Source organism: Pseudoalteromonas sp. S3178, assembly GCF_005886985.1.
GTDB classification, from domain to species: Bacteria; Pseudomonadota; Gammaproteobacteria; order Enterobacterales; family Alteromonadaceae; genus Pseudoalteromonas; species Pseudoalteromonas carrageenovora.
The window spans coordinates 18,940-41,659 of record NZ_PNCW01000004.1 but is presented as its reverse complement, the minus strand read 5'-3'; the positions used below and the strand labels follow the sequence as shown (position 1 = coordinate 41,659).

At 39.6% G+C, this 22,720-nt stretch carries 23 protein-coding genes and 1 tRNA gene; 14 read left to right on the top strand and 10 right to left on the bottom strand.

Annotated features, from left to right (window positions below; genetic code table 11):
• The first annotated feature begins 13 nt into the window (after positions 1 to 13).
• Positions 14 to 823: a substrate-binding periplasmic protein gene (locus CWC11_RS00635; RefSeq protein WP_138681170.1), complete on the top strand. Its 810-nt coding sequence runs from the start codon at positions 14 to 16 to the stop codon at positions 821 to 823.
• A 64-nt stretch (positions 824 to 887) separates the two neighbouring features.
• Here the strand turns inward: CWC11_RS00635 and suhB are convergent, their stop codons facing one another.
• The gene (gene suhB / locus CWC11_RS00630; RefSeq protein WP_058549356.1) at positions 888 to 1,691 is read right to left on the bottom strand and encodes an inositol-1-monophosphatase; all 804 of its coding nucleotides are present in this window, start codon (positions 1,689 to 1,691) and stop codon (positions 888 to 890) included.
• Positions 1,692 to 1,933: 242 nt separating this feature from the next.
• Here suhB and CWC11_RS00625 point away from each other — a divergent pair, with 242 nt between their 5' ends.
• Positions 1,934 to 2,350, top strand: coding sequence for a VOC family protein (locus CWC11_RS00625; protein WP_138681169.1), 417 nt, complete (start codon positions 1,934 to 1,936; stop codon positions 2,348 to 2,350).
• Between the two features lie 42 nt (positions 2,351 to 2,392).
• On the opposite strand, the gene CWC11_RS00620 is transcribed toward CWC11_RS00625, so the two are convergent.
• Entirely contained in the window at positions 2,393 to 3,058 is a 666-nt protein-coding gene (locus tag CWC11_RS00620; RefSeq protein ID WP_138681168.1) for a LiaF domain-containing protein, read from the bottom strand.
• A gap of 318 nt (positions 3,059 to 3,376) precedes the next feature.
• Here CWC11_RS00620 and CWC11_RS00615 point away from each other — a divergent pair, with 318 nt between their 5' ends.
• The 4 genes from CWC11_RS00615 (at position 3,377) to CWC11_RS00600 (ending at position 5,327) form a co-directional block, all read left to right on the top strand.
• The gene (locus tag CWC11_RS00615) at positions 3,377 to 3,940 is read left to right on the top strand and encodes a BON domain-containing protein (RefSeq protein WP_058549359.1); all 564 of its coding nucleotides are present in this window, start codon (positions 3,377 to 3,379) and stop codon (positions 3,938 to 3,940) included.
• A gap of 64 nt (positions 3,941 to 4,004) precedes the next feature.
• Positions 4,005 to 4,163, top strand: a complete 159-nt coding sequence (locus tag CWC11_RS00610; protein WP_004587604.1) for a YqaE/Pmp3 family membrane protein — start codon at positions 4,005 to 4,007, stop codon at positions 4,161 to 4,163.
• Between the two features lie 246 nt (positions 4,164 to 4,409).
• Positions 4,410 to 4,486: transfer RNA gene (locus CWC11_RS00605), tRNA-Ile, on the top strand.
• 259 nt (positions 4,487 to 4,745) lie between these two features.
• Entirely contained in the window at positions 4,746 to 5,327 is a 582-nt protein-coding gene (locus CWC11_RS00600; protein WP_104643393.1) for an outer membrane beta-barrel protein, read from the top strand.
• Positions 5,328 to 5,439: 112 nt separating this feature from the next.
• Here CWC11_RS00600 and CWC11_RS00595 read toward each other — a convergent pair whose 3' ends face one another.
• A complete protein-coding gene (locus CWC11_RS00595; protein WP_138681167.1) occupies positions 5,440 to 6,261 on the bottom strand; it encodes a DUF4437 domain-containing protein in 822 nt (273 codons plus the stop codon).
• 150 nt (positions 6,262 to 6,411) lie between these two features.
• Between CWC11_RS00595 and CWC11_RS00590 the strand changes: the two genes are divergently transcribed.
• Positions 6,412 to 7,365 (top strand): LysR family transcriptional regulator, encoded by a 954-nt coding sequence (locus CWC11_RS00590; protein ID WP_138681166.1) that lies wholly within the window; start codon positions 6,412 to 6,414, stop codon positions 7,363 to 7,365.
• A gap of 175 nt (positions 7,366 to 7,540) precedes the next feature.
• Positions 7,541 to 9,421: a methyl-accepting chemotaxis protein gene (locus CWC11_RS00585; protein ID WP_138681165.1), complete on the top strand. Its 1,881-nt coding sequence runs from the start codon at positions 7,541 to 7,543 to the stop codon at positions 9,419 to 9,421.
• A gap of 64 nt (positions 9,422 to 9,485) precedes the next feature.
• On the opposite strand, the gene CWC11_RS00580 is transcribed toward CWC11_RS00585, so the two are convergent.
• The gene (locus tag CWC11_RS00580) at positions 9,486 to 9,815 is read right to left on the bottom strand and encodes a 5-carboxymethyl-2-hydroxymuconate Delta-isomerase (RefSeq protein ID WP_058549364.1); all 330 of its coding nucleotides are present in this window, start codon (positions 9,813 to 9,815) and stop codon (positions 9,486 to 9,488) included.
• 179 nt (positions 9,816 to 9,994) lie between these two features.
• Here CWC11_RS00580 and CWC11_RS00575 point away from each other — a divergent pair, with 179 nt between their 5' ends.
• The 6 genes from CWC11_RS00575 (at position 9,995) to CWC11_RS00550 (ending at position 14,979) form a co-directional block, all read left to right on the top strand.
• Positions 9,995 to 10,477, top strand: a complete 483-nt coding sequence (locus CWC11_RS00575; protein ID WP_058549365.1) for a CreA family protein — start codon at positions 9,995 to 9,997, stop codon at positions 10,475 to 10,477.
• A 9-nt stretch (positions 10,478 to 10,486) separates the two neighbouring features.
• The gene (locus CWC11_RS00570) at positions 10,487 to 11,260 is read left to right on the top strand and encodes a hypothetical protein (protein ID WP_138681164.1); all 774 of its coding nucleotides are present in this window, start codon (positions 10,487 to 10,489) and stop codon (positions 11,258 to 11,260) included.
• Between the two features lie 11 nt (positions 11,261 to 11,271).
• A complete protein-coding gene (locus CWC11_RS00565) occupies positions 11,272 to 11,898 on the top strand; it encodes a LysE family translocator (protein WP_138681163.1) in 627 nt (208 codons plus the stop codon).
• 22 nt (positions 11,899 to 11,920) lie between these two features.
• A complete protein-coding gene (locus CWC11_RS00560) occupies positions 11,921 to 12,415 on the top strand; it encodes a gamma-glutamylcyclotransferase family protein (RefSeq protein WP_138681162.1) in 495 nt (164 codons plus the stop codon).
• A gap of 11 nt (positions 12,416 to 12,426) precedes the next feature.
• A complete protein-coding gene (locus tag CWC11_RS00555; protein ID WP_138681161.1) occupies positions 12,427 to 13,968 on the top strand; it encodes a serine hydrolase in 1,542 nt (513 codons plus the stop codon).
• A 93-nt stretch (positions 13,969 to 14,061) separates the two neighbouring features.
• Positions 14,062 to 14,979 carry a histone deacetylase family protein gene (locus CWC11_RS00550; protein WP_138681160.1) on the top strand — a complete coding sequence of 306 codons (918 nt, stop codon included), beginning with the start codon at positions 14,062 to 14,064 and terminating at the stop codon, positions 14,977 to 14,979.
• Between the two features lie 13 nt (positions 14,980 to 14,992).
• Here the strand turns inward: CWC11_RS00550 and CWC11_RS00545 are convergent, their stop codons facing one another.
• From CWC11_RS00545 to purH, 6 genes are all read right to left on the bottom strand, one after another.
• On the bottom strand, positions 14,993 to 15,286 hold the full coding sequence (locus CWC11_RS00545; protein WP_138681159.1) for a DUF4144 family protein: 294 nt from the start codon (positions 15,284 to 15,286) through the stop codon (positions 14,993 to 14,995).
• A 6-nt stretch (positions 15,287 to 15,292) separates the two neighbouring features.
• Entirely contained in the window at positions 15,293 to 16,102 is an 810-nt protein-coding gene (locus tag CWC11_RS00540; RefSeq protein WP_138681158.1) for a DUF2797 domain-containing protein, read from the bottom strand.
• 22 nt (positions 16,103 to 16,124) lie between these two features.
• Positions 16,125 to 18,665 carry an EAL domain-containing protein gene (locus CWC11_RS00535; RefSeq protein WP_138681157.1) on the bottom strand — a complete coding sequence of 847 codons (2,541 nt, stop codon included), beginning with the start codon at positions 18,663 to 18,665 and terminating at the stop codon, positions 16,125 to 16,127.
• Positions 18,666 to 18,774: 109 nt separating this feature from the next.
• Positions 18,775 to 20,058: a phosphoribosylamine--glycine ligase gene (gene purD, locus CWC11_RS00530; protein ID WP_138681156.1), complete on the bottom strand. Its 1,284-nt coding sequence runs from the start codon at positions 20,056 to 20,058 to the stop codon at positions 18,775 to 18,777.
• Positions 20,059 to 20,074: 16 nt separating this feature from the next.
• Positions 20,075 to 20,896 carry a class I SAM-dependent methyltransferase gene (locus CWC11_RS00525; protein ID WP_138681155.1) on the bottom strand — a complete coding sequence of 274 codons (822 nt, stop codon included), beginning with the start codon at positions 20,894 to 20,896 and terminating at the stop codon, positions 20,075 to 20,077.
• Between the two features lie 101 nt (positions 20,897 to 20,997).
• Complete coding sequence (purH, locus tag CWC11_RS00520; RefSeq protein ID WP_138681154.1) at positions 20,998 to 22,584, bottom strand: bifunctional phosphoribosylaminoimidazolecarboxamide formyltransferase/IMP cyclohydrolase; 1,587 nt, start codon at positions 22,582 to 22,584, stop codon at positions 20,998 to 21,000.
• Between the last annotated feature and the right edge of the window lie 136 nt (positions 22,585 to 22,720).

Genomic DNA, 22,720 nt, shown 5'->3' with positions numbered 1-22,720 from the left:
ATAGGTAATTGTTATGTTGCCAATAAAGTTTTTAGTCTGCGTATTAAGTTTGTTTACGAGTTTTGCGCTCATCGCGCAAGATCAGATAATAAGTGTTGCCCAAAAACAAGATACTCAAAATGCCCGAGAAGAGTATTTAAGTGAGTTATTAGCTCGAGCACTCGAAAACGCAAATTACCCCGGGGTTATTAGGATGACTCCAATATCAGACCAGCAAAAGCGTAAGCTCATAAACCTGCAAAGTAGTGACCTTGACATGTATTGGAGTATGAGCAGCCCAGAACGAGAAGCGCTTGCTCTAGCTATTAAAATACCGTTATTTAAAGGCTACATAGGAAAGCGGGCTTTACTCACTAATAAACAAAATGTAGCACGTTTTAAAAACGTAAAAACTCTTGAGCAGCTAGGAGAGTTTTCAGCAGTGCAAGGTCACAACTGGCCAGATACAAGAATAATGTCGTACAACGGGCTACATGTAAGGCCTCTCACCAACTACCAAGCCATGTTTACTTTAACAAGCCGTGGGCGAATAGATTATTTTCCTCGCTCATTTATTGAGGTTAATTCCGAACTTATTGAAAACAAGCAAAGTAACCTTGTTGTCGTGCCCAACCTATACATAAGCTACCCAACGGGTATTTATTATTTTGTGACAAAAAGTAAGCCTGAGTTAGTTATAGCGATTGAGAAAGGTTTAAAGCTGATGCAAGAAAACGGTGAGTTTGATGCCTTATTTAACGAATATTTTGCAGATGATTTAAACAAGCTGCCTTATACAAAAGGGAAAACGGTCGAAATTAAGCTCGATAATCCTTATTTCTAGCTGCAAAAAAAGGAGCCGAAGCTCCTTTTTTAGTTATACCAATGTAATTGGTATAAGCTGTTGATTAGCGAAGTAACGACTCAGATAACACTGGACGAATTTCACGAATAATAGCTTGAGTCAATTTTGGTGCGCCACAAATGATATTGCCACTGTGGTTATAGTTATTACCACCAGCAAAATCTACTACCATGCCGCCAGCTTCTTTAACCATAAGCTCGCCTGCAGCAGAGTGCCAAGGTTTTAAACCAATTTCAAAAAAGCCATCAACACGACCCGCAGCAACGTATGCCATATCTAAAGCAGAACAACCTGCACGGCGAATATCAGCTGTATGCACAAACAATGCTTTAAATGCTTCAGTGTATGCATCCATATGATGTTTGTTTTTGAAAGGGAAACCAGTAGCAAGTACAGTACCCGCAAGTACAGTTGTTTTGCTTACACGAAGACGTTTGCTGTTAAGTTGTGCGCCTTGACCTTTAGAAGCCGTGAAAAGCTCACCACGAATTGGATCATAAATAACGGCTTGGTCTAAACGACCTTTAACTTTAAGTGCAATAGAGATTGCGTAATGAGGGATACCTTTGATGAAATTAGTTGTTCCATCGATAGGATCTACAATCCATTGGTAATCTGCATCCTTGCCTTTGTGCTCACCTAGTTCTTCACCAACTATTGAGTGAGTAGGGTAAGACTGTAAAATTGTGTCGCGAATTACGGCTTCGGCTTCTTTATCAATGTTAGTTACTAAGTCGTTAGCGCCTTTTTGTTGCACTTCAACTTTTGATAAATCTTCGCCAGCGCGAAGTAAAATTTTGCCTGCGTTACGCGCAGCGCGAACCGCAATGTTTAACATTGGATGCATGGTGTTACCTTTGGGTTGTAAAAGAACGTTTGTATATTTCAGCCGGCGTATTTTAGCGACTTTTGACATAAAGTAAACAATAAACCCCAAATAAATGCGGGTGTTTTTTGTACAGTCCTGAAAGTGCATACCTTTTTCAAACATAATTATCTGCATTTAAATAAATTAATTTTAAATAATACTTTACCTAAAGTTAACTTGAGGTTTTATCGTGGCCTTAACCTAAACAAATAAGGAAAGTTATGTATTTAGAACATGTAAACTTAGTCGCAAGTGATATCGATTCAATGCTAGCGTTTTATCAAGCGGCATTTCCATATTGGTCAATTAGAAGTGAAGGGCAAGGCGATTGGTACGGTAAACCAAGGCGCTGGGTCCATTTTGGTGATGATACCCACTACATTGCTATAAGCGACCATGGTGAGGGAGAAAATAGGTACTTATCGGGGCATCAAGTTGGCTTTGCTCATTTTGCATATGTTACGAATAATTTAAATGCAGTGATAACGCGTTTAAATAAAGCTGGTTTTAAAGTAAGTAAAAAAGGTAGCACTAATCCATTTAGAAAAAATGTGTATTTTATTGACCCCGCAGGCTTTGAAATAGAGTTTGTAGAATATTTAAGTGATATACCAAGTGAGCGAAATAACGATTTATAGTCATCCTCTAAGCACCGTAAGGCGCGGTGCTTAGATAAACTTTTATGATCGATTACTACTACCAGCACCAAGTTGAGTTTTTAGCTCATTAGCAAAACTCATAAACTTCTCTTTAATTGTGCGCTTAACTTTTACTTCTACCGAGCCTAATATGGCTTTACCCTCAATATAAATAGTCGGGCCTTGGCGTTTATTAAGCGATACCGATTTGTTTTCAAAGCTGCTTAATGTACAAAACATCTTAGATACTACATTTACATGATCTGGTACGTATATTTCATCACTACCAAATATGCAATTAACGTGAATGGTTACATTTTGATGTGTAAATATAGCGTCAGTAAAATCAAGTACCACTGAGCCCATATAGTTGCTTAAGTAAATATTTTTTGGCACAACCCACTGACCGCTTCGCTCATTTGAGCCTAATATACTGCGCAGTGTAAAATCGTCATCGCTATTTTGTTGTGCACTATAGTTTGGAGAAAATTGCGACTGTTTTTCTGCTTTATATTGCTGATCAGTGTTAAGTGTTAAATCTTCCACTAAGTTCATTAATACTTCGTTTGAGTTTGCATCCATAGCTTCATCTAAACGTCGTTCAAATGCCTCTACAGAAATAACTCCGTGACTGTAATTATAAATCAGCTGGTCAATCACTTGTTCACGAACGTGTTCTATTGGGCGGTCTTCAATTTTTACAGACATTAGGAGCAATCCTTTTATTAAGCGAGTACAAACTAAAGAGCAATCAACGTACCAATATTAATACCCTTAATTATCAGTGGTTTAATTTTATTATAGTACTTTGGTGTTTGTTATATTAACGATAGATTAACCAAAAGTGCAATTATCTAGCTATTTTCACTACTTAAGAAAGTTTTACCGATAAGTCTGTAAAACTTTACTCAAAGCTTGTGTGCCACAAATGTTGGTTATGGTTTAAGTTGATGATTTTTAATTAAAAATAAAGTTGGCCTAAAGCTCGCATTAACTAATTCGTCTTTAATCAAAAGGAGAAAGATTATGAAAACATTCAACAAATCTATGATTGCAGCGTTAGTTCTTGGTACTACAGCAATGGGTGCACAGGCGAGCAGCTGGGAAAACGAAAGTAAAGATGCTTGGATTGATGGTAAGGCAGAAACAGTGCTTCTTATGAACACTAATCTAAACAACTTTGACATTAACACTGATGTAAAAAATGGCAAGGTAGTACTTACAGGTAAAGTAAACAGCGACCTAGATAAAGAGTTAGCTGAAGAACTTGTACTTAGCCTAGATGGCGTAATGGATGTAGATAACAACTTAACCGTTGTTAAAGATATGGATGCTAAAACTACAGATACCGATATGGACACTGATGACAACGACTTAACTGACGCTAAAATCACCACGGTAATTACAACTCGCTTCTTATTTGACTCAGAAGTTGACGGTACAGATATTGATGTTGATACCGACAACGGCGTAGTGAAGCTAAAAGGTTCCGTTGAATCTGAAGCTGAAAAGCAGTTAGCAATCAAAATTGCTAAAAACGCTGAAGATGTTCGTGACGTAGTTGATGAATTAACTATCGTTGCTGAATAATACACTATACTAAAAGCCTAGCACTGCTGGGCTTTTTGCTTTGTCATTTTAAAGGAGTTACACCATGGATATTATTCGTATTATTTTGTCGATTTTATTACCACCACTGGGTGTGTTTTTACAAGTTGGTTTAGGTATGCACTTTTGGCTAAATATTTTACTAACACTACTGGGTTACTTCCCGGGTTTAATACACGCAATTTATATAATTGCCAAAAAGTAATGCCACACTTTATGTAATGTAAGCCGACCCTATAAACGGCTTACATACCTTCCTTTCTTTAAATCCCCCTATTTTTATATTATTGCCCACTTAAAAGATTACTATTTAAGCAGTTAGCTTACTGATTGTTAAAATAAAGGTTTTTGCTAGTGACAAGCCCTTAAAAAGTTTTTATACTGCAACCCGCTTTAGTCGCTCTGTGGCTAAACGCTTCAAAAATTAACTGCCTTGCAGTTATATAAAGTTGGCCCCTTAGCTCAGTTGGTTAGAGCACACGACTCATAATCGTTAGGTCCCCAGTTCGAGTCTGGGAGGGGCCACCACTTTTCAAAGCGTTCTGTTTTTTATATATCTTAGTACAAATTACCTCATCTTATTTTAGTTTAACAGCACACTTGTCTATGTAGTTTCTCGCTTAAATTATTTGTTTCGGCCATTTGGCTTTTTATTCTCAATCTTGTAATTAATAGAAACCGTCAGAACGCTACTTTAAAATTATTTATTATTTGCAATCAACAATATAGTTGTGTACTTTCCTGGGGACAATTTAGGGTTGTTCAAATAAATTTATAAGGAAGTATTATGAAAACGAATAAAATTGCAATCTTACTGTTTACTGCTGCTGTTGCGAGTCCCGCTGTATTGGCAGAATCTCCAAACTTTAACTATGTTTCTGCTGGTTACCTTAATGGTGATATTGATGGCGATGATGCCGATGGTTGGACTCTTGATGGTAGCACGCTACTAGGCGAGAATTTTTTCCTATCTGGCCAATATCAGACTGTTGGTAATTCAGATGATGGTTTAGACGTAGACTTAAACTGGCTTAGTGCTGGAGTAGGTTACCGAACTGCTATTAGCGCGAGCACTGACTTTTATGGTTTATTAACATACGAAAACGTAGAAGCTGAGGCATCGTATCGTGGAAATAGTGCTTCAGAAGATGAAAATGGCTATGGCCTATCTATAGGCGTTCGATCAATGCTGAGTGATAGCATTGAACTAGATGGCCGTTTAGGCTACATCGATATTGAAGATGAGAGTGAAACATCGATCACTTTGGGTGCGCGTTATTACATGAATAAGAACTTTTCTATTGGTGCTAATTACACGACAATTGATGAGCTAGATTTGGTTAGCTTAACTGCTCGATACAGCTTTTAAGTAGTAATACATTAATTGTATTTGAGCGCACTAATCAGTGCGCTTTTTTATATTCGTTACTTTTCTATTTTGAGTTTTCTTACGAAAAGATAAAGCTAGAGGCGTCAAGTATTTAATTAACTTGGTACTTACTGTTAGTACGAATGTAGATAGTTGCAGGTTTATCGCTGTTATTTTCAAGTGAGTGAGTAAAGCGACCATTTGATTCTACATAGCTGCCTGCGCTTAGGTTTTGGGCTTTATTTTGCTCGTTTGAGTTGTAATTAACTGCACCGGTAATAACCACAGCGCGAAACTCACTAGCATCAGTGCTTATTTCACCTTTAAAGCCTGCAGGTAATTTTATCATTGAGCCATTCATATCGGCTGTGCTTCCCCATACAAAAGTAGATTTAACACCGTCTACGTTTATGTCGTTTAAATCACTATCGCTTAACCATACAATGTTGTCTTTATGTAGGTTTAATGGACGTTCGCCATTATCAAATTGCTCTTTTGTTGGCTTTACTAAATAAGGACCTGAATCTATTTCGAGGTATATTAAGTTAGTTTTACCATTGGCAGCAGTGGTGTGGTTTTCACCTGCTGGCTGTGTCCAAAAAGAACCTGCTGGCATCCACATTTTTTCAGCGGCTGGGTCGTCATTATGCATTTGACCTTCAATAACAATACCACGATAGGTGATGTTATGAATATGCGGTGGAGATTCAAATCCTTTCTTAAAGCGAACTAGCATACCTGTTGCTGTATCTGTTGTACGGTTACCCCAAAGATCGGCTGCGCCTGGGCTTTTATCGCCACGAAGTGGGTTTAGGTAGCCCCAGTCAATATTGTCAGCAGCAATTACTTTTGATGTACTTTGCTGTGCAAAAGCTGGCGATGAGCTAAGTGTGGCTACAAGTGCAAGTGTTGATGCTTTTAGTAATAGTTTCATTAAAGTGCTCCATTAAGTTGGTATGAGTGTATTCTAGAGCATGAAATTCATCCAATAAACGGGCAAATGTATAATACACTTTCGCAAAAACGTGGATAATAGGGTTATAGTTAACATTTACCCCGCAGCATAGTGCAATAAGAGGTTTTGATGAAAATTGCTGATTTACAAGTATTGCTTAAAGTGGCTGAACTGCAATCTATTACGGCAGCTGCAAACCAATTAGATATGAGTTCATCGGCTGCAAGCGTATCTATAAAACGTATTGAAAAAGCACTTAATGCTCAGATTTTTGTGCGTACCACAAGGCAGATACGGCTTACGCCTGAGGGTGAACGTTATTTGCCGTTATGCCAGCAAGCACTCGAATTACTGCAGCAAGGGCAAGTGCTTATTCATGAAGAGCAGCAGTCTATTAGCGGTGAAGTGCGCATGGCGGTTTCCTCAGAAATGGGGCGTAACTTAATGCGTGTTTTACTTAATAATATTATGGATAAATACAGCGAAGTAACTTTGCGATTACAAGCTAGTGATAGCCGTGCCGACTTTTACCGTGATGGAGTTGATGTTGCTCTAAGGGCAATTACGAAAGATGCAGTAAAAGAGCTCAATTTATATGGTTTTAAAATTTGTGATATTCCTCACGTGTTGTGCGCATCGCCAAGTTATATTGCCAAGCACGGTGAGCCGTTAACGCCAGATGACTTACTTAATCATAATGCTCTTTTATATAAGTTATATGAAGTAGTTCACGATGGTTGGGAGCTTTATAGGGATGATCAAAAATTCAAAATTAAAATGAATAGCGACCGCGCAGTTAACGATGGCGATATTGTAAGGCGTTGGTGTATTGATGGAACCGGTATTGCAAAAAAATCAGCAATTGATGTCGCTCAAGATTTATTAAGCGGAAGGCTTCAAAGGCTAATGAGTGACTACAAAGTGCCGCTTACCGAAATGTGGCTAGTACTCCCTAGTAGGCAGCTTATTACCCCTGCTGTTAGGTTAATTCGGGATGAGTTAAAACACACAATTAATGAATTAAGAGATCAGCTAATAGCTAAGGGTATTATTGATGCTAAAGAGTGGCCAGAATCGCTATAAATTTTAATACGCGTATTTTAATGTTTAATTCGCTCCTCGTATTTTATTAATTTAAAATACACATTCCTCTTTTAACATTCTATTTTTTCTAATTATTGGGCTTATTGCGCAGCTGATCCTATATTTACTGTAAGCGAGTGTGAGTTCAATCCTTTGTTCATTTTATAGGTATGGTATGTTACTTAAGCAAAAAGTTTATATAAGTCTTATTTTAGCTATTGTTGTTCCTTTAGCTGTTTCTACATTTTTATTTTCAAATAGTATTCAAAACCATACCGATGAAAAACTCGCCAAGGTAGATTTACCTACGGCGCTTAGTGAAGTTAAAAACAAAATTGAGCTTGAGCTGTCCACCCCCATTATTGTTGCTAAAGAAATAGCACAAAATTTGTTTGTTAAACAGTGGCTAAGTAATGGCGAGTCTGAGCAAACACAAGCCGATTACATTAACTATTTAGCAAGTATTAAAAAAGATAACAAAGCCGTTATGGCTTATATTATTTCAAAAAACACCAATAACTATTACACAGATACTGGCATTACGAGAAAAATAGACAGAAGCGAAGACCTTTGGTTTGATCAATTTTTATCTTCAAATAAACCCTTTGAGATAGCGCTGGATATTGATAAAACCACAAATACTATGGTGGTATTTATTAATTACGCATTAGAAATAGGCGGCGAACGTACAGCAATTACAGGTGTTGGCCGCTCGCTGGACTCTATGATTAATTTAATTAATGAATACCGCATTGGTGAAGCCGGTGTAGTTTATTTGGTCTCTGATGATGGCGAGGTAATGCTTCACAGTGATAGAGATCTAATGGGTCAAAAAATTAATATTAATGAGATTAAAAACGGTGCCATTGTAAATAAACAAATTGGCGATGAAGATTATGTTGTTTCAAGCACACCTATAGAATCATTAGGTTGGCATTTAGTGGCCGAAATACCAGAGAATCAACTCTATGGGCCTATTAATAGTGCCATTAATAGTAATTTATTATTTGGCGTTATTATTGCCATTATCGGCTTTGTACTGGCTAGGGTGTTAGTTGCGCAAATTTTTAAACCTATTGAAAACATAACTGCAGCGGTTAATTCGTTAACTAAAAAAGATGGTGATTTAACAGCGAGATTACCTACAAACGATAACAATGAAATATCGGAATTGGCAGCAAACTTTAATTTATTTTTAGAGCAGCTACATAGTATGTTTAAGCAAGTGTCTGACTCTGCGAATCATGTAAAAAGTATTTCTGAAAGTGTGCTAGTACAAGTACAAGGAGCTGCTAATTTAGCTGAAGTGCAATCATCAAGCACACAAACGGTTGCTGCGGCAGTTAATGAAATGGAAGTAACCGTACAAGATATTTCAAACAGCGCCAGTAACGCATCGAATATAGCAACTACCACTGAGGAAACCACTCACAAAGGGGTTGAGTTTGTTAATGGCACTATAAAACATATGGAGCAATTAGAAACTGCCATGGCCACTTCGGTTGCTTCTGTCACTGAGCTCTCTAGTGAAATAAAATCTATTACGCAAGTGCTTGATGTAATTAAGGCTATATCTGAGCAAACCAATTTATTAGCGCTTAATGCTGCCATAGAAGCTGCGCGTGCAGGGGAGCATGGTCGAGGTTTTGCTGTAGTTGCCGATGAGGTAAGAACGCTTGCTATGCGAACCGCTGAGTCTACAGAGCAAATAAACGAAATGATTGATTCATTAAATACTAAAGCTTCTAGCACGGTATCAGCCATTGAGCTTGGTAGTAAAAATACCCTTGAAAACGCAGAGCGATTAAAAGTTACAGGCAGGACATTAACTGGTATTTCGCAGGAAATTGTGACTTTAAGTGAGCTAAACAGCTCAGTGGCTACAGCAACGCGTGAACAAACGCTAGCTACGTCTGAAATAAGTCAAAATGTGGTGATGATTTCTGACTCGGCAGAACAAACAAAGCAAAATATGAAAAATTCAGAGCAATTATGTAATGGCTTGAACAAAGAGTCGAATATATTAAAAGAGTTGCTTGGTAAATTTACGCTTTAAAAAGTGATAACTTTAAACTAAAAAACGCGGTGCAACTAAGTTACAACGCGTTTTTTTATAACGTTTAATTTTTACGGTAGATCTCGTGTTGAATATCGTAAATATTAACGCTTAGGCTGTCTGAATCGCGACAGTAGGTTTTTAAACACTCTAGCAGGCTTTCACTAAGCATTTGCTTTTGCTCAATAGAGCGCCCTGACATTATATGCGCCGCAATATGAATAAACCCTTCTTTACCTGCACCTAGCTGATATTGCTGATAGGCAATGGCACGGGTTTTTATCGTTTCTAAATCGAATAAGCCACTTTGAAAAGTCGCATTATGTACTTTTTCTACAAGCACTTGAGGGAGAACAGGAAGGTCTTCTGAGTGTTCAATAATAATATGCGGCATTAAGCATTTCCTATTGTAAGTTACTGCATGGGTGTGGGCGCAATTGTAGCAAATACAGCGTAGTGCGCTAACCCCTGAGGTATTGAAAATCTTTACTCTAAAGTAATTATTTTTGATGGTAGTATAAAAACAGACACGTGAACCTTTGCTTAGCTTATAAAGCAAAATTAAGGATTAATATGAAATTACCGCAAAATTTTAAACGTTTAGCTGTGCTACTAAGTGCAGTTGTTACATTAAGTGCTTGCTCTGATGATGTTGCATCGGTGAGCTTAGGCCTATTTACTACTAAAGATGTGGTGGTAAATTCGCAGCAAGACCCGCTAGTAAAAGGTGTTACATGTCATATTAGCCATATTGAGGCAGATTTAGATTTTTCCGACCCCTCTGATATGTCTATAGCGTGTCGTCAAACAGGACCGATTACGGGTGATCAATTACAAGCTATAGATCGCAGTAAGTCGGGTGAGGTGGTATTTAAATCATCTAAAAGCATTTTATTTAAATCACTAAAAGTACGCCGTATTTACGATGCACAAAACCGTACGTTGCTGTACTTATCGTACTCAACAAAAGAATCCAGTGGTAGTCATCATCATGCACTATCAACAGTCCCGCTTTACAATACCCAAGCGTGGGATTGGGCGCTTGAACAAGAATAAGAGCACATTATGTTAGCGTTATTTAAAACAAAGCCACTGCTTGAGCAGGCAGAGCAGCAGTGGTTAATTGATACTTTTATTTGGGCGGTAGAAAACTTTGATGCCAGTTTTTTTACAAAGCACACTCAAATAATATTGCCAACGGCTAAATACTTCCCTGACTCGGTGTCGAGTATTGAAGAGATGGCTACAAATGTATTTACCCGTGTGCGCGATTACGCTGGTATGAGCACATGGCCAATACAGCTAGTAGCACCACAGCAATTGCAGCCACAAGTATTTCCTCATTTTGAATTTAGTGAACAACTACGAGGTGATACAAGCCAGCTTATAGTACCGCCAAGCCATGCGATTAATGTCTCGTTTAATCCTAATCAAATAAATCAGCCACAAGATTTAGTAGCAAGCTTTGCAGGTACGTTAGCGACCATACTCATACACCATGTTGCGGTGCTACCGCCAGGTGGTAAAGACTACCTGCCACAAGCAGCTGATGCACTGGCATGCTTTTTAGGTTTTGGCGTAATGATGAGCAATACAGTGTATCAATTTAAAGGTGGGTGTGGCTCGTGCTATAACCCTTATGCTAACCGCGAGGCTAAATTAAGCGAAACCCATACCGTATTTATGCACGCGTTAATTAGCTATTTTAAAAACGATAAAGAGTCTAAAAAACATTTAAAGCCGCATTTACGAAGCCAATTTAAAAAGGCTCAAAAAGAAATTAAAGCCTTAGTAGATAACTCTGCTAACCCATTATTACTCGCCTACGCACCAAATTAAATTGGATACTTGTGAACTACTTAGATGAATTTTTGCTTATTGCTATTGCACACTTTTTTGCAGTAGCAAGCCCAGGCCCAGACTTTGCTGTGGTGCTTAAACAAAGTGTGCAGCAAGGCAGGCGTAATGCTTTATGGACCAGTGCAGGCGTTGGGGCCGCCATTTTGCTGCACGTTGGCTATTGCGTATTAGGCGTTGCACTTATTTTAACGCAATCACCTAATTTATTTATGGCGCTTAAATACCTCGCCGGTGCTTATTTGGCATACTTAGGTGTGCAAGCGTTAAAAGCTGCAAAACCGCCGGTTGATAAAAGCGATGATATAGAAAACAAAACCGTGCTTGAAGCAAGCGTGTGGCTTGCCTTTAGGCGTGGTTTTTTAACTAATGCGCTAAACCCTAAAGCAACTCTCTTTTTTATGTCGTTATTTACCTTAGTAATTAGTGTAACTACACCTACCAGCGTGCAAATAGCGTATGGCGTTTATATGGCATTGGCCACCTGGGTGTGGTTTTCAATGCTTTCTTTAGTGCTTTCAAAGCCGGGTGTTCGCGGCTTTTTTCAAAAAAGTGGTTATTGGTTTGACCGCGGTATTGGCGTTATTTTAATAGCGTTAGCTATTCGCGTTGTAATTTAAATTAATAAGAGCAGGAGTAAACATGCCTATTTATAATTTTTCGTTTGGATCAAACATGTCATCTAATCGCTTACTTGCACGTTTACCGCAAGCTAAACGTGTTGGTACAGCGGTATTAAAAGGCTACGAGCTTACCTTTAATATGTTATTTAAAGATGGGTCGGGTAAATGCAGTATTCAAAAAAACGATGATAAAAACGCGTTAGTGTATGGCGTTGTTTATGAAGTTAATGAAGCAGAAAAAGCAGTTTTAGATACTATTGAAGGCCCAGGATACGATTGCGTTGCAATTAAGCCAACACTTTTAGATGGCGAGCAAATAGAGGCGCATTGTTATATAGCCAATACGCACGATAACGATGTACTGCCATACGACTGGTATATTCAGCACGTTCATCGCGGAGCACTTGAGGCGGGCGTACCAAAAGAATACAGTGATGCAATACTTAACCGGCCGCATAAAAGCGATACTAATAAAGAGCGTGCCGATATTGAATTTGCAGTTCATCAAAAATAATAAGGATAACCATGACATTAACTAAATTAGCCAGCTTTGCCTTGCTAGCAAGTGCCACCTTTAGCAGTTGGGCACAAATAAATACCAATAATTTAGAAGAGGTAATAAAAACCTCAATGGCACGCTTTGACGTACCCGGTATGGCTGTGGCGGTAGTGCAAGATGATCAAGTAGTATTTGCTAAAGGTTTTGGTGTTAGTAACTTAAATACTAACGCACAAGTAAACAAAGACACGCTATTTGGTATTGCTTCAAACACAAAGGCATTTACCAGCGCAGCGCTTGCTAAATTAGTTGATGAAGGTAAATTGAGTTGGGATGACAGAGTTATCGATCACTTACCTGAATTTAGATTATATGATTCATACGTAACCCGTGAAATGCGTATTCGTGATTTATTAAGTCACCGCAGTGGGTTAGGCCTTGGGCAAGGCGATTTAATGATTTGGCCAAGCACCGATAAATCTATAGAAGATATTTTAGCTGGGTTAAAGTATTTAAAACCGGCAAGCAGCTTTCGTAGCCAATATGCTTATAACAACTTAATGTTTGTCACCGCAGGCGAGGTTGTTGCGCGCGTGTCGGGTATAAGCTGGAACGATTACATAGAAAAAAATATATTAAAGCCGCTGCATATGGATAACTCTCGCGCGGGTTTTTCACGTATTCCAAAAAGTAATAAAAACTGGGCAACAGGGCACATTCCTATGGATGGCAAGCTTAACCCATTTTTTGTTAACTACTTAGAAGACTTTAGAGGTGCAGGTGCTATTGCATCTAGCGTAAATGACATGAGCCAATGGCTACGCACGCAATTAGCGGGTGGTAAAATGCCAAACGGCGAGCAGTTATTTAGCGAGAAGCAACAAGCGCAAATGTGGCATCCCCATATTACCTCTATGGCGTCTAAAAGTGCATTTGAAGAGTATCATCAGCAATTTAGAGGATATGGGCTAGGTTGGAGCATTGAAGATTACCACGGCTTTAAAAAACTAGGTCACGGTGGTGGTATTTTAGGTATGGTATCGCAAGTCACGTTACTACCAGAAAAGAAGCTTGGTATTGTTATTTTATCTAATCAGCAAGCATTTAGTGCGCTTTCGGCGGTTACTCATGAAGTGCTTGAAGATGCTCTAGAACTTGAAGATAAAGACTGGGTAGAAGATTTAGCTAAAAAACATTTTGAAGGCAAGCAAACGGCATACGCTAATGCAAAACCACAAGCACCTGCAGATTATCAGCCACAGTTACCTAATATTAATTACACCGGCACCTTACATGATGATTGGTACGGTGATGTAATTGTTGAGCAGCTCGATGGCAAATTACGGATTGATTTTACACACACCAAACGCTTAAAAGGCACACTTGAGCACTATACGGGCAATACATTTATTGTTAAGTGGGATGAAAAGCTACTAGAAGCCGATGCTTTTATTCGTTTTGAAATGAGCTCTCAAAATCGTGTAAATAGCGCCAAAATGCGCGCGGTATCAACAGCGGTTACCGACTTTAGCTTTGACTTTAGAAACCTAAATTTAAAAGCTAAATAGTAATTTAACCTCGCTATACACCAAAGTCGCAAAGCCACCATTAGGTGGCTTTGTTATATTAAACGCTCATACTAGTTTGCTTAGGAGCATTTTATGCGTACTGCAGTTATTTCACACCCTCATTGCCGTAAACATAAAATGATTGACGACCATCCCGAGTGTCCAGAACGCTTAGATGCTATTACCGACCGGTTACTCGCCAGTGGTGTAGATGTAGGGCTTACTCATTTACAAGCACCTAAAGCAAAGCGTGAAGATTATTTATTAGCGCATGATGAGTCGTTAGTTAACCTTGTGGAGCGCTTAATTCCTCAAGAGGGATTAAATAACCTCGATGGCGACACATGGCTATGCCCTGATTCATTAAAAGCAATTGAGCGCGCGGTAGGCGCTGGGCTGTTAGCTGTAGATGAAATACTTGCAGATAAGCTAGATGCTGCTTTTTGTTCTGTTCGCCCGCCTGGTCATCACGCAAACAAAAACTCATCATCTGGGTTTTGTGTATTTAATAACTTAGCCATTGCTGTTAAGTACGCCCAAAGCAAAGGGATTAAACGTATTGCGATTGCCGATTTTGATGTGCACCATGGCAATGGCACACAAGACATTTTTATTGACGATGAAAACGTATTGCTTTGCTCGTTATTTCAATACCCGTTTTACCCAAATACAGCGGTAAAAAATAATAATCATATTGTTAATTCGCCTTTACCAATAGCCAGTAATGGCGACGACTTAAAAGAGGTATTTAATACTCAGTGGTTACCCAAATTGAAAGTATTTAAACCTGAGCTGTTATTTATAAGTGCAGGGTTTGATGCACACTTAGAAGATGATATGGCAAGTTTAAAGTTTGTAGAAGATGACTATATTTGGCTAACACAGCAGTTGTGTAACGCTGTTAAAGACAGTGGCTGCAGGGGCGTTATATCATACCTTGAAGGCGGTTATGCGCTATCAGCTTTAGGAAGAAGTGCTGTAGCGCATATTAAAGTACTCACTGAGCTTTAAATAAAGAGAAAATTTATAACCCTAGTAAATCAAACGCCTGGGCTGTGCTTAGCGTTTTGATTTTTCCTAAGCAACATTGCCCTTCATTTAATAAATAGGTAGTTACCAGCTGTGCTAGTTGCTCCCCAGATGGGGCAGGGCAAGCAGTACCTTGTAAATCAACAAAGTCGCCTTGTTTATTAAGTACGCGTACGTCGTTTAGCTCACTTTGCGTAACACTGTGCAAGCACTCTTGCTGCTCTTGCTGGTTATGGGCTATTTCAAGCTCGTTATAAATAACCAATATTTGTGGGTAGCTGTTTAGCATAGCGTGTTAGCCTACGGTTACTTCGTACGAGGTAAATTTACGAATATTAATAACGCCGTTATCAAAAATTAAATATTGGCCTTTAATGCCTTGTAAAACACCACTTACAACAGGGTTTTTATCAAAGTTAAACGAGCTGATTTTAGTTGGGTACTCTGTAACCGGAAAGTTTAAGTCAACCACGTCTTCGTCAAGTTGCTCTATAGCTGTTGCGCCAAATAACTCACTTAATTCGTTTAGTTTATCGCTAATTTGTGGAATAAGCTCAGCGGCGGCAGCTTTTAAGTCTATTGCTTCGTTTTGACCTTTTAGCATATTGCGCCAATTAGTTTTGTCGGCAATAAACTCTGCTAATGCAACCTCCACCAAGCCCGACTGCAAACGTGTTTGTACTTTAAAAATAGGTAAAGCCTGAGTAGCACCTTGGTCAACCCAACGTGTAGGTATTTGTGTATGGCGCGTAATACCTACTTTTAATCCCGAGGTGTTAGCTAAGTAAACATAATGTGGGATCATGCAGTTTGCTTCGCCCCACTGTGGCTCTCGGCATGTACCTTGGTCGTAGTGACAGGTTTCTGGCTTCATAATACACATGTCGCAGCTAGCAAGCTTACGCATACATACAAAGCAATGACCTTGTGAATAACTCTTTTTGGTTTTTTTACCGCAGTTAGAGCACAAAATAGTACCACTAAAAGTAAGCGTTAGTTCTTTACCTATAAAGGCATTTAAATCAACTAGCTCATCGCCAACCGGAAGGTGATATTGAACGGGTTCTGTTAAGCTCGATTTTAATTTACGCAGTGTGCCTTGCATCTTTACTTGGCCCCTAAAGATGTTAAAAGGAGGAGTCTAACATTTTTAAGCTATATTGGCTTTTTAAGAAGTGTAAATAGTCGGTGTATGGGAGTGCTTTTGCGTATAAATAGCCTTGAGCTCTATCTGCGTTCATTGTTTTAAGGAGCTGGTGGATTTCTTGGGTTTCTACTCCTTCAATAGTGATTGATAAGCCTAGGTTATGTGACATATCAATGGCTGTTTGCACAATAACTTGATGGGTGGCGTTATTAGGTAAATCAAACACAAAAGACTTGTCTATTTTAAGCTCACTAAAGTGATAGTTAACTAAGTAATTAAGAGATGCGTAGCCTGTACCAAAGTCATCTAATACAACTTTAATTCCCAGTGCACTTAACTCATCAACAAGCTGTATTAGTGTTTCTTGGCTATCTACAAATGCTGATTCGGTTAACTCAAATTTTAATAGGTGAGCGGGTACCTGATATTTTATAAGTAGGTTTTCTACTTTTTCGGCTAGGTTATTAATCGTTAAATTTTTAGCGCTGAGGTTTACGCTAATGGTGTGATTAGGGTGCCCGTTTTGCGTAAATGCGATGATGTCTTTACAGGCTTGCTCAACAACCCATAGAGTCAGCTCGTTAATTATGCCGGTGTGCTCTGCAAGTATGATCAGCTCCTCAATAGACAAATGGCAAAACTCAGGATCGGGCCAGCGTAATAATGCCTCTGCGCCACTGACTTGATTGTCTAATAAGTTAATTTGAGGTTGATAATAAAGAGCTATGCTATTTGTTTTTATCGCTTTTTGTAATTTAGCTGCTAAAGCGACATCCATCATTAATTTATTACCATTAGAGGCAGAGCTGACGTTATCAAGGCTACTTTTAGCTTGTTCAAGTGCTAAATAACCACGCTTAAGCCAGTACTCAAAATCGTTACTTTGTCCTGAGTTGCTGATACCTATACTGTAATTTAGCTGAAGGTTTAACCCTTTAATTTCGTATTGTTTTGGCAGGCTACTAATTATATTTTTTAAAAGCTCTTCAAGCATGTTTTGAGGCTGAGTTTTTGTAGATATAAAAGCAAATACACCACTGCTTAAGTCGGCAATTCGAGGGCTAGTGTTTAAATCTACATCTAAGTTAGCAAACTCACGCTCGTGACTTAATTCAAGCTCGAGCTCTTTAGCTACGTGCTTTATAAGCGCATAACCTTGAGAGGGGGTAATAATTGTATTTAATGAGTTAAAGTGGCGAATTTTAATTAAGCACAAAGTAGTTGAGCGCTCTTGAGTTTGTAAAGCCATAAACGCTTGTTTTAATTTAGCGCTGTTGAGCAATTTGGTTTGCTGTGTGTGAGTTGCATGATAAAGCGAGCGTTCTCGCTGAAAGCGCACTCTATCTGCAAGGGCCATAGCCATTAAAATAACTTCACATAATATGGCCATTAGCAGGGCGTGGCGTGTAGTAAAGCTATACGGTAAAAAGCCTGTAAGTTCCATTGGCTGTATAGCTGCGCCAAATATCAGTGGCACCCACGAGAACACGTAAAATTTTGCCCATCTAAAACCACTGCGTAATTTGTTATAAATTAAAATAACGCAAACGATATACAAAAGCGCCATGACACAAAAAAACATTGGCGCGGCTATATATTCAGGTATAAATAAGCTGGCTATAGCCATTACAAACATAAGCGTAAGTAGCCAAACGCTCATTTTGTATCGCCAGCAATTATCTTTATGGTAACGCAAAAACATAGTACAAAAAGCAAGAGTAAAAAATGCTATGGCGTAGTTACTAAATACGACCTGCTCATGAAAATACAACTGCCACTGCATTGGCCATAAATAAAAGCCAAATCCAAGTACCGTACCCATCAGGGTAAGTGCGCTGAGTATGTAACCTATATAAATAAGGTAAACACGGTCTTTAATTCCAAAATAAAGTACTAAATTATAAAGTGCAGCCATAAGCAAAACGCCTGCAAATATTCCCCAAATTCCTGTTTGCGAACGCATTAGGTCGATAAATTCTTTATCGCGGTAGAGGCTTACGGGGGTTTTACTTATTCCCAAGGTATCTATTTTAAGCACTAAGCGCTCAGATGATTTGCTAGCAAGTGAAAAGCGTATATGCGGTACGCTGTACTGAAATAAAGTGAGTGCTTCTTCTTTGTCACCTAATTTATAGGTATCTATTAATTTATTATTTTTAGTGAGGCGATAAATACTCAGGTGGTCAACCATTGGGTTATCAAAATGGGCCACTATATTTTGCTTGTGTAAGCTTTTATTCTCTAAATCAACAAACAGCCAATAGTTTTGTTGAGTAAAGCTCCACGGTATATCAGTTAGAGGTTGATGGGTGAGTAATTCGGGCTGGGAAATAATATCGTCAAAAGTAAGCGATTTAGTGTCGTCTAGGTAATAAGCGTAATCTAAGTATACAGGCGCAGTTTTATCTATGGTGTAACGTGTAGGCACCACAAGGTTTGACGCCAATGTACTGATAATATAAAAAATTAAAATCAGAATAGCGACAGCAACTGCATGATAACGTAATGTTTTTAATTCCAACGCTGCGTACTTTTAAAAACCCTTTTAAATAGTGTAGCACTAAAAAAGCGCAGATAAACTGCGCTTTTGTAGTTAAATTAACTGGTTATACCAATAAATTGGTACGAGGTTACTGCTCGCGAGCAATCGCTCGGTAGGCAATATCAGTACGATACTCCATACCTTCCCAGCTAATTTTTTTTACCAGCTCGTATGCACGCTGCTGAGCCTCAGTTACGGTATTACCAAGTGCTGTTGCACATAATACGCGTCCGCCTGCGGTAACAACGTTTTCGCCATCTTGCTTAGTACCCGCATGAAATACTTTTTCATCAGTAGGGTAGTTAACTTTAAGGCCCGAAATAGTATCACCTTTAGGGTAATCACCTGGGTAGCCTTTTGCTGCAAGTACAACACCTACTGCCGCACGTGGATCAAACTCGATATTGGTTTTATCAAGCTCTACGCGGTTAGCTGCTTCAATTAGTTCTACTAAATCAGATTGAAGGCGTAACATCATAGGTTGTGTTTCAGGGTCGCCAAAACGACAGTTGTATTCAATAACTTTAGGCGTACCCGTTTCGTCAATCATTAAACCTGCGTATAAAAAGCCAGTGTACGGGTGGCCTTCGCTTGCCATGCCTTCTACCGTTGGGGTGATCACTTCGTCCATAATGCGCTGGTGGATTTCATCGGTAACAACTGGCGCAGGAGAGTAAGCACCCATGCCACCTGTATTTGGACCAGCATCGCCATTGTAAGCACGTTTATGATCTTGGCTAGTTGCAAACGGTAAAACGTTTTTGCCATCAACCATAACGATAAAAGATGCTTCTTCGCCATCTAAAAACTCTTCAATTACTACGCGGCTGCCAGCATCACCAAAGGCATTACCGGCAAGCATATCGCGAATAGCATCTTCAGCTTCGCGCTCTGTCATTGCGACGATAACGCCTTTACCTGCGGCTAAACCGTCAGCTTTAATTACAATTGGCGCGCCCTTTTCTTTTAAATAAGCAAGGGCAGGGTCAATTTGTTCAAACGTTTGGTAATCGGCGGTTGGTATATCATGACGTGCTAAAAAGTCTTTAGTAAACGACTTAGAGCCCTCAAGCTGAGCTGCGCCCGCTGTTGGGCCAAATATAGCCATGTTATTTTCACGAAATTTATCTACAACACCTAATACTAGCGGTATTTCAGGACCAACAATGGTGAGTTCCACATTGTTTTGCTGTGCAAAGTTTAATAAGCCATCTAGGTCTTCAACGTTAATTGCTACGTTTTCTAGTTTTGGCTCAAGTGCAGTACCTGCATTACCTGGGGCTACAAACACGGTGTTAACTTTACTGTTTTGAGCGGCCTTAAACGCAAGTGCGTGTTCGCGGCCGCCGCTGCCAATGACTAATACATTCATGGCGTACTATTCCTATTTAAAGCGGTTTTTTAAATTTCAGCGTCATACGGTCGCTTTCACCAATAGCTTTGTATTTGTCAGCGTCTTTTTCGCCAAGACGTAAGCTAGGTGGTAGCGTCCACACCCCCTTAGGGTGATCAGCTGTATCTTTTGGGTTCGCGTTAATCTCACTTGTTGCAACCAGTTCAAACCCAGCTTTTTTAGCCAAGTCGACTACGTAGCTTTGCTTCATGTAGCCGGTTGATTTTTGATCCTCATCAGCACGGCTTTCATCTAAGCGATGCTCAACAACACCTAATGTGCCACCTGGTTTTAGCGCTGTGTAAAAAGACTTAAATGCACTTAATGCGCCTTCAGTGTCTTTACCCATGTACCAGTTATGTACATTGCGAAAGGTTAATACCATATCGGCTGTACCCGCTGGGGCTATATCAGTGTGTGTTAAAGGGGCAAATTCAGAAATTTCTACTTTACTGAAACGCTCGTCTTCGGCTACTTTTTTCTTAAAGTTAGCTAGAGAGCGCTGGTAGTAACCTACAGATGAATCACTAGGAAAGTGCGCAGCGTAATATAAGCCTTGCTCTTTAAGGGCAGGAGCTAAAATTTCACTGTACCAACCACCACCTGGCGCAATTTCAACAACGGTCATTGTTGGTTTAAAACCAAAAAATGCCAATGTTTGCTCAGGGTGACGATATTCATCACGGGCGCTATTTTTAGCGCTACGTTCGCTTGATTGAACTGCATGGCTCAGACTCGACTCATGGTTATGGCTAAGCGCCATAGTTGATGTAAGCGTAAGCGAGGCAACAAGTAGTGACTTTAGTGCAAATTTCATCGTTTGTTCCTTAACATAAAAATTAGGTGTTAGATTAACCAGAATACGTGAATTGATTGCAAACAAAAAGGGTTAAACGCTGTGTTTAACCCTTTGTGTGATTAGTGGCGGAAATGGCGCATGCCAGTAAACACCATAGCCATGCCTGCTTCGTCAGCTGCGGCGATAACTTCTTCATCGCGCATTGAGCCACCAGGTTGAATTACAGCGGTAATACCAGCTTCTGCTGCTGCATCAATACCATCACGGAATGGGAAAAACGCATCCGACGCCATAACTGAACCCGGTACTTCTAGGTTTTCATCGGCGGCTTTAATACCCGCTATTTTAGCTGAGTAAACACGGCTCATTTGGCCTGCGCCTACGCCAATAGTCATGCCGTCGCGGGCATATACAATTGCGTTTGATTTAACAAACTTAGCAACTTTCCAACAAAACAGTAAGTCTTTAAGTTCTTGCTCAGAAGGCTGGCGCTTAGACACTACTTTTAAGTCGCCCTGGGTAACCATACCTAGATCACGATCTTGTACTAAAACACCGCCGTTTACGCGTTTAATATCGTGGCCAGTTGCTTTGCCACTCCATTGTCCGCACTCTAATAAACGTACGTTCTTTTTAGCTTCAACAATTTTTGCTGCTTCGCTTGAGATGCTAGGGGCAATAATCACTTCAACAAATTGACGGTCAACAATGGCTTGTGCTGTTGCTGCATCAAGCTCGCGGTTAAAGGCAATAATGCCACCAAACGCTGATGTTGGGTCTGTTTTAAATGCACGTTCATAAGCGCTAAGAATATCGTCGCCAATTGAAACGCCACACGGGTTTGCGTGTTTAACAATCACACACGCAGGTACATCAAATTCTTTAACACACTCAAGTGCTGCATCGGTATCTGCAATGTTATTAAACGAAAGCGCTTTACCTTGTAGCTGAGTAGCTGTTGCAACTGACGCTTCGCTTACATCGTTTTCAACGTAAAAAGCAGCATCTTGGTGTGAGTTTTCACCGTAACGCATATCTTGCTTTTTAGTGAACTGCATATTAATAGTACGTGGGAATTTAGTATCGGTAGCGGCTTCTTCAGTGTAATCAGGAACCATTTTGCCAAAGTAATTAGCAATCATGCCATCGTATTGAGCAGTGTGCTCATATGCGGCAATGGCTAAATTAAAACGTGTTTTATACGTTGTTGAGCCATTGTTGTTTTGCATTTCGCTAATAACACGTTCGTAGTCGCTCGCGTTTACCACAATCGTTACATCTTTGTGGTTTTTAGCGGCTGCGCGAACCATTGTAGGGCCGCCAATATCAATGTTCTCAATGGCATCTTCAAGGCTGCAGTTTTCTTGAGCGACAGTATTCGCAAAGGGGTATAAGTTAACTACAACTATGTCGATAGCAGAAATGTTGTTATCTGCCATTACGCTTTCATCTTGTCCGCGACGAGCTAAAATGCCGCCGTGAATTTTAGGGTGAAGGGTTTTAACACGACCATCCATGATTTCAGGATGACCTGTGTGATCTGAAACTTCAGTCACTTTTATGCCGTTATCAGCAAGGAGTTTACATGTACCGCCAGTTGATAAAATATCTACACCTTGCGCTTCTAGTGCGCGGGCAAATTCAACAATACCGGTTTTATCAGACACACTTAAAAGTGCGCGACGAATGGGACGATGAGTATCCATTGTAGTTTGATTTCCTCAGTTAATGAGCTAGCTTAGAAGCGGGCATTTTAACTGATTACTACTCAAAAAACGACTTATAAAGCGCCAATAAGCGTGAGCATTTTGCAACATCTCTACTAAATTGTACGCATAAAAA

Coding starts and splice junctions, on each gene's coding strand:
- CWC11_RS00635 (WP_138681170.1), top strand. CDS start 14: ATGTTGCCAATAAAGTTTTTAGTCTGCGTATTAAGTTTGTTTACGAGT.
- suhB (WP_058549356.1), bottom strand. CDS start 1,691: ATGCATCCAATGTTAAACATTGCGGTTCGCGCTGCGCGTAACGCAGGC.
- CWC11_RS00625 (WP_138681169.1), top strand. CDS start 1,934: ATGTATTTAGAACATGTAAACTTAGTCGCAAGTGATATCGATTCAATG.
- CWC11_RS00620 (WP_138681168.1), bottom strand. CDS start 3,058: ATGTCTGTAAAAATTGAAGACCGCCCAATAGAACACGTTCGTGAACAA.
- CWC11_RS00615 (WP_058549359.1), top strand. CDS start 3,377: ATGAAAACATTCAACAAATCTATGATTGCAGCGTTAGTTCTTGGTACT.
- CWC11_RS00610 (WP_004587604.1), top strand. CDS start 4,005: ATGGATATTATTCGTATTATTTTGTCGATTTTATTACCACCACTGGGT.
- CWC11_RS00600 (WP_104643393.1), top strand. CDS start 4,746: ATGAAAACGAATAAAATTGCAATCTTACTGTTTACTGCTGCTGTTGCG.
- CWC11_RS00595 (WP_138681167.1), bottom strand. CDS start 6,261: ATGAAACTATTACTAAAAGCATCAACACTTGCACTTGTAGCCACACTT.
- CWC11_RS00590 (WP_138681166.1), top strand. CDS start 6,412: ATGAAAATTGCTGATTTACAAGTATTGCTTAAAGTGGCTGAACTGCAA.
- CWC11_RS00585 (WP_138681165.1), top strand. CDS start 7,541: ATGTTACTTAAGCAAAAAGTTTATATAAGTCTTATTTTAGCTATTGTT.
- CWC11_RS00580 (WP_058549364.1), bottom strand. CDS start 9,815: ATGCCGCATATTATTATTGAACACTCAGAAGACCTTCCTGTTCTCCCT.
- CWC11_RS00575 (WP_058549365.1), top strand. CDS start 9,995: ATGAAATTACCGCAAAATTTTAAACGTTTAGCTGTGCTACTAAGTGCA.
- CWC11_RS00570 (WP_138681164.1), top strand. CDS start 10,487: ATGTTAGCGTTATTTAAAACAAAGCCACTGCTTGAGCAGGCAGAGCAG.
- CWC11_RS00560 (WP_138681162.1), top strand. CDS start 11,921: ATGCCTATTTATAATTTTTCGTTTGGATCAAACATGTCATCTAATCGC.
- CWC11_RS00555 (WP_138681161.1), top strand. CDS start 12,427: ATGACATTAACTAAATTAGCCAGCTTTGCCTTGCTAGCAAGTGCCACC.
- CWC11_RS00550 (WP_138681160.1), top strand. CDS start 14,062: ATGCGTACTGCAGTTATTTCACACCCTCATTGCCGTAAACATAAAATG.
- CWC11_RS00545 (WP_138681159.1), bottom strand. CDS start 15,286: ATGCTAAACAGCTACCCACAAATATTGGTTATTTATAACGAGCTTGAA.
- CWC11_RS00540 (WP_138681158.1), bottom strand. CDS start 16,102: ATGCAAGGCACACTGCGTAAATTAAAATCGAGCTTAACAGAACCCGTT.
- purD (WP_138681156.1), bottom strand. CDS start 20,058: ATGAATGTATTAGTCATTGGCAGCGGCGGCCGCGAACACGCACTTGCG.
- CWC11_RS00525 (WP_138681155.1), bottom strand. CDS start 20,896: ATGAAATTTGCACTAAAGTCACTACTTGTTGCCTCGCTTACGCTTACA.
- purH (WP_138681154.1), bottom strand. CDS start 22,584: ATGGATACTCATCGTCCCATTCGTCGCGCACTTTTAAGTGTGTCTGAT.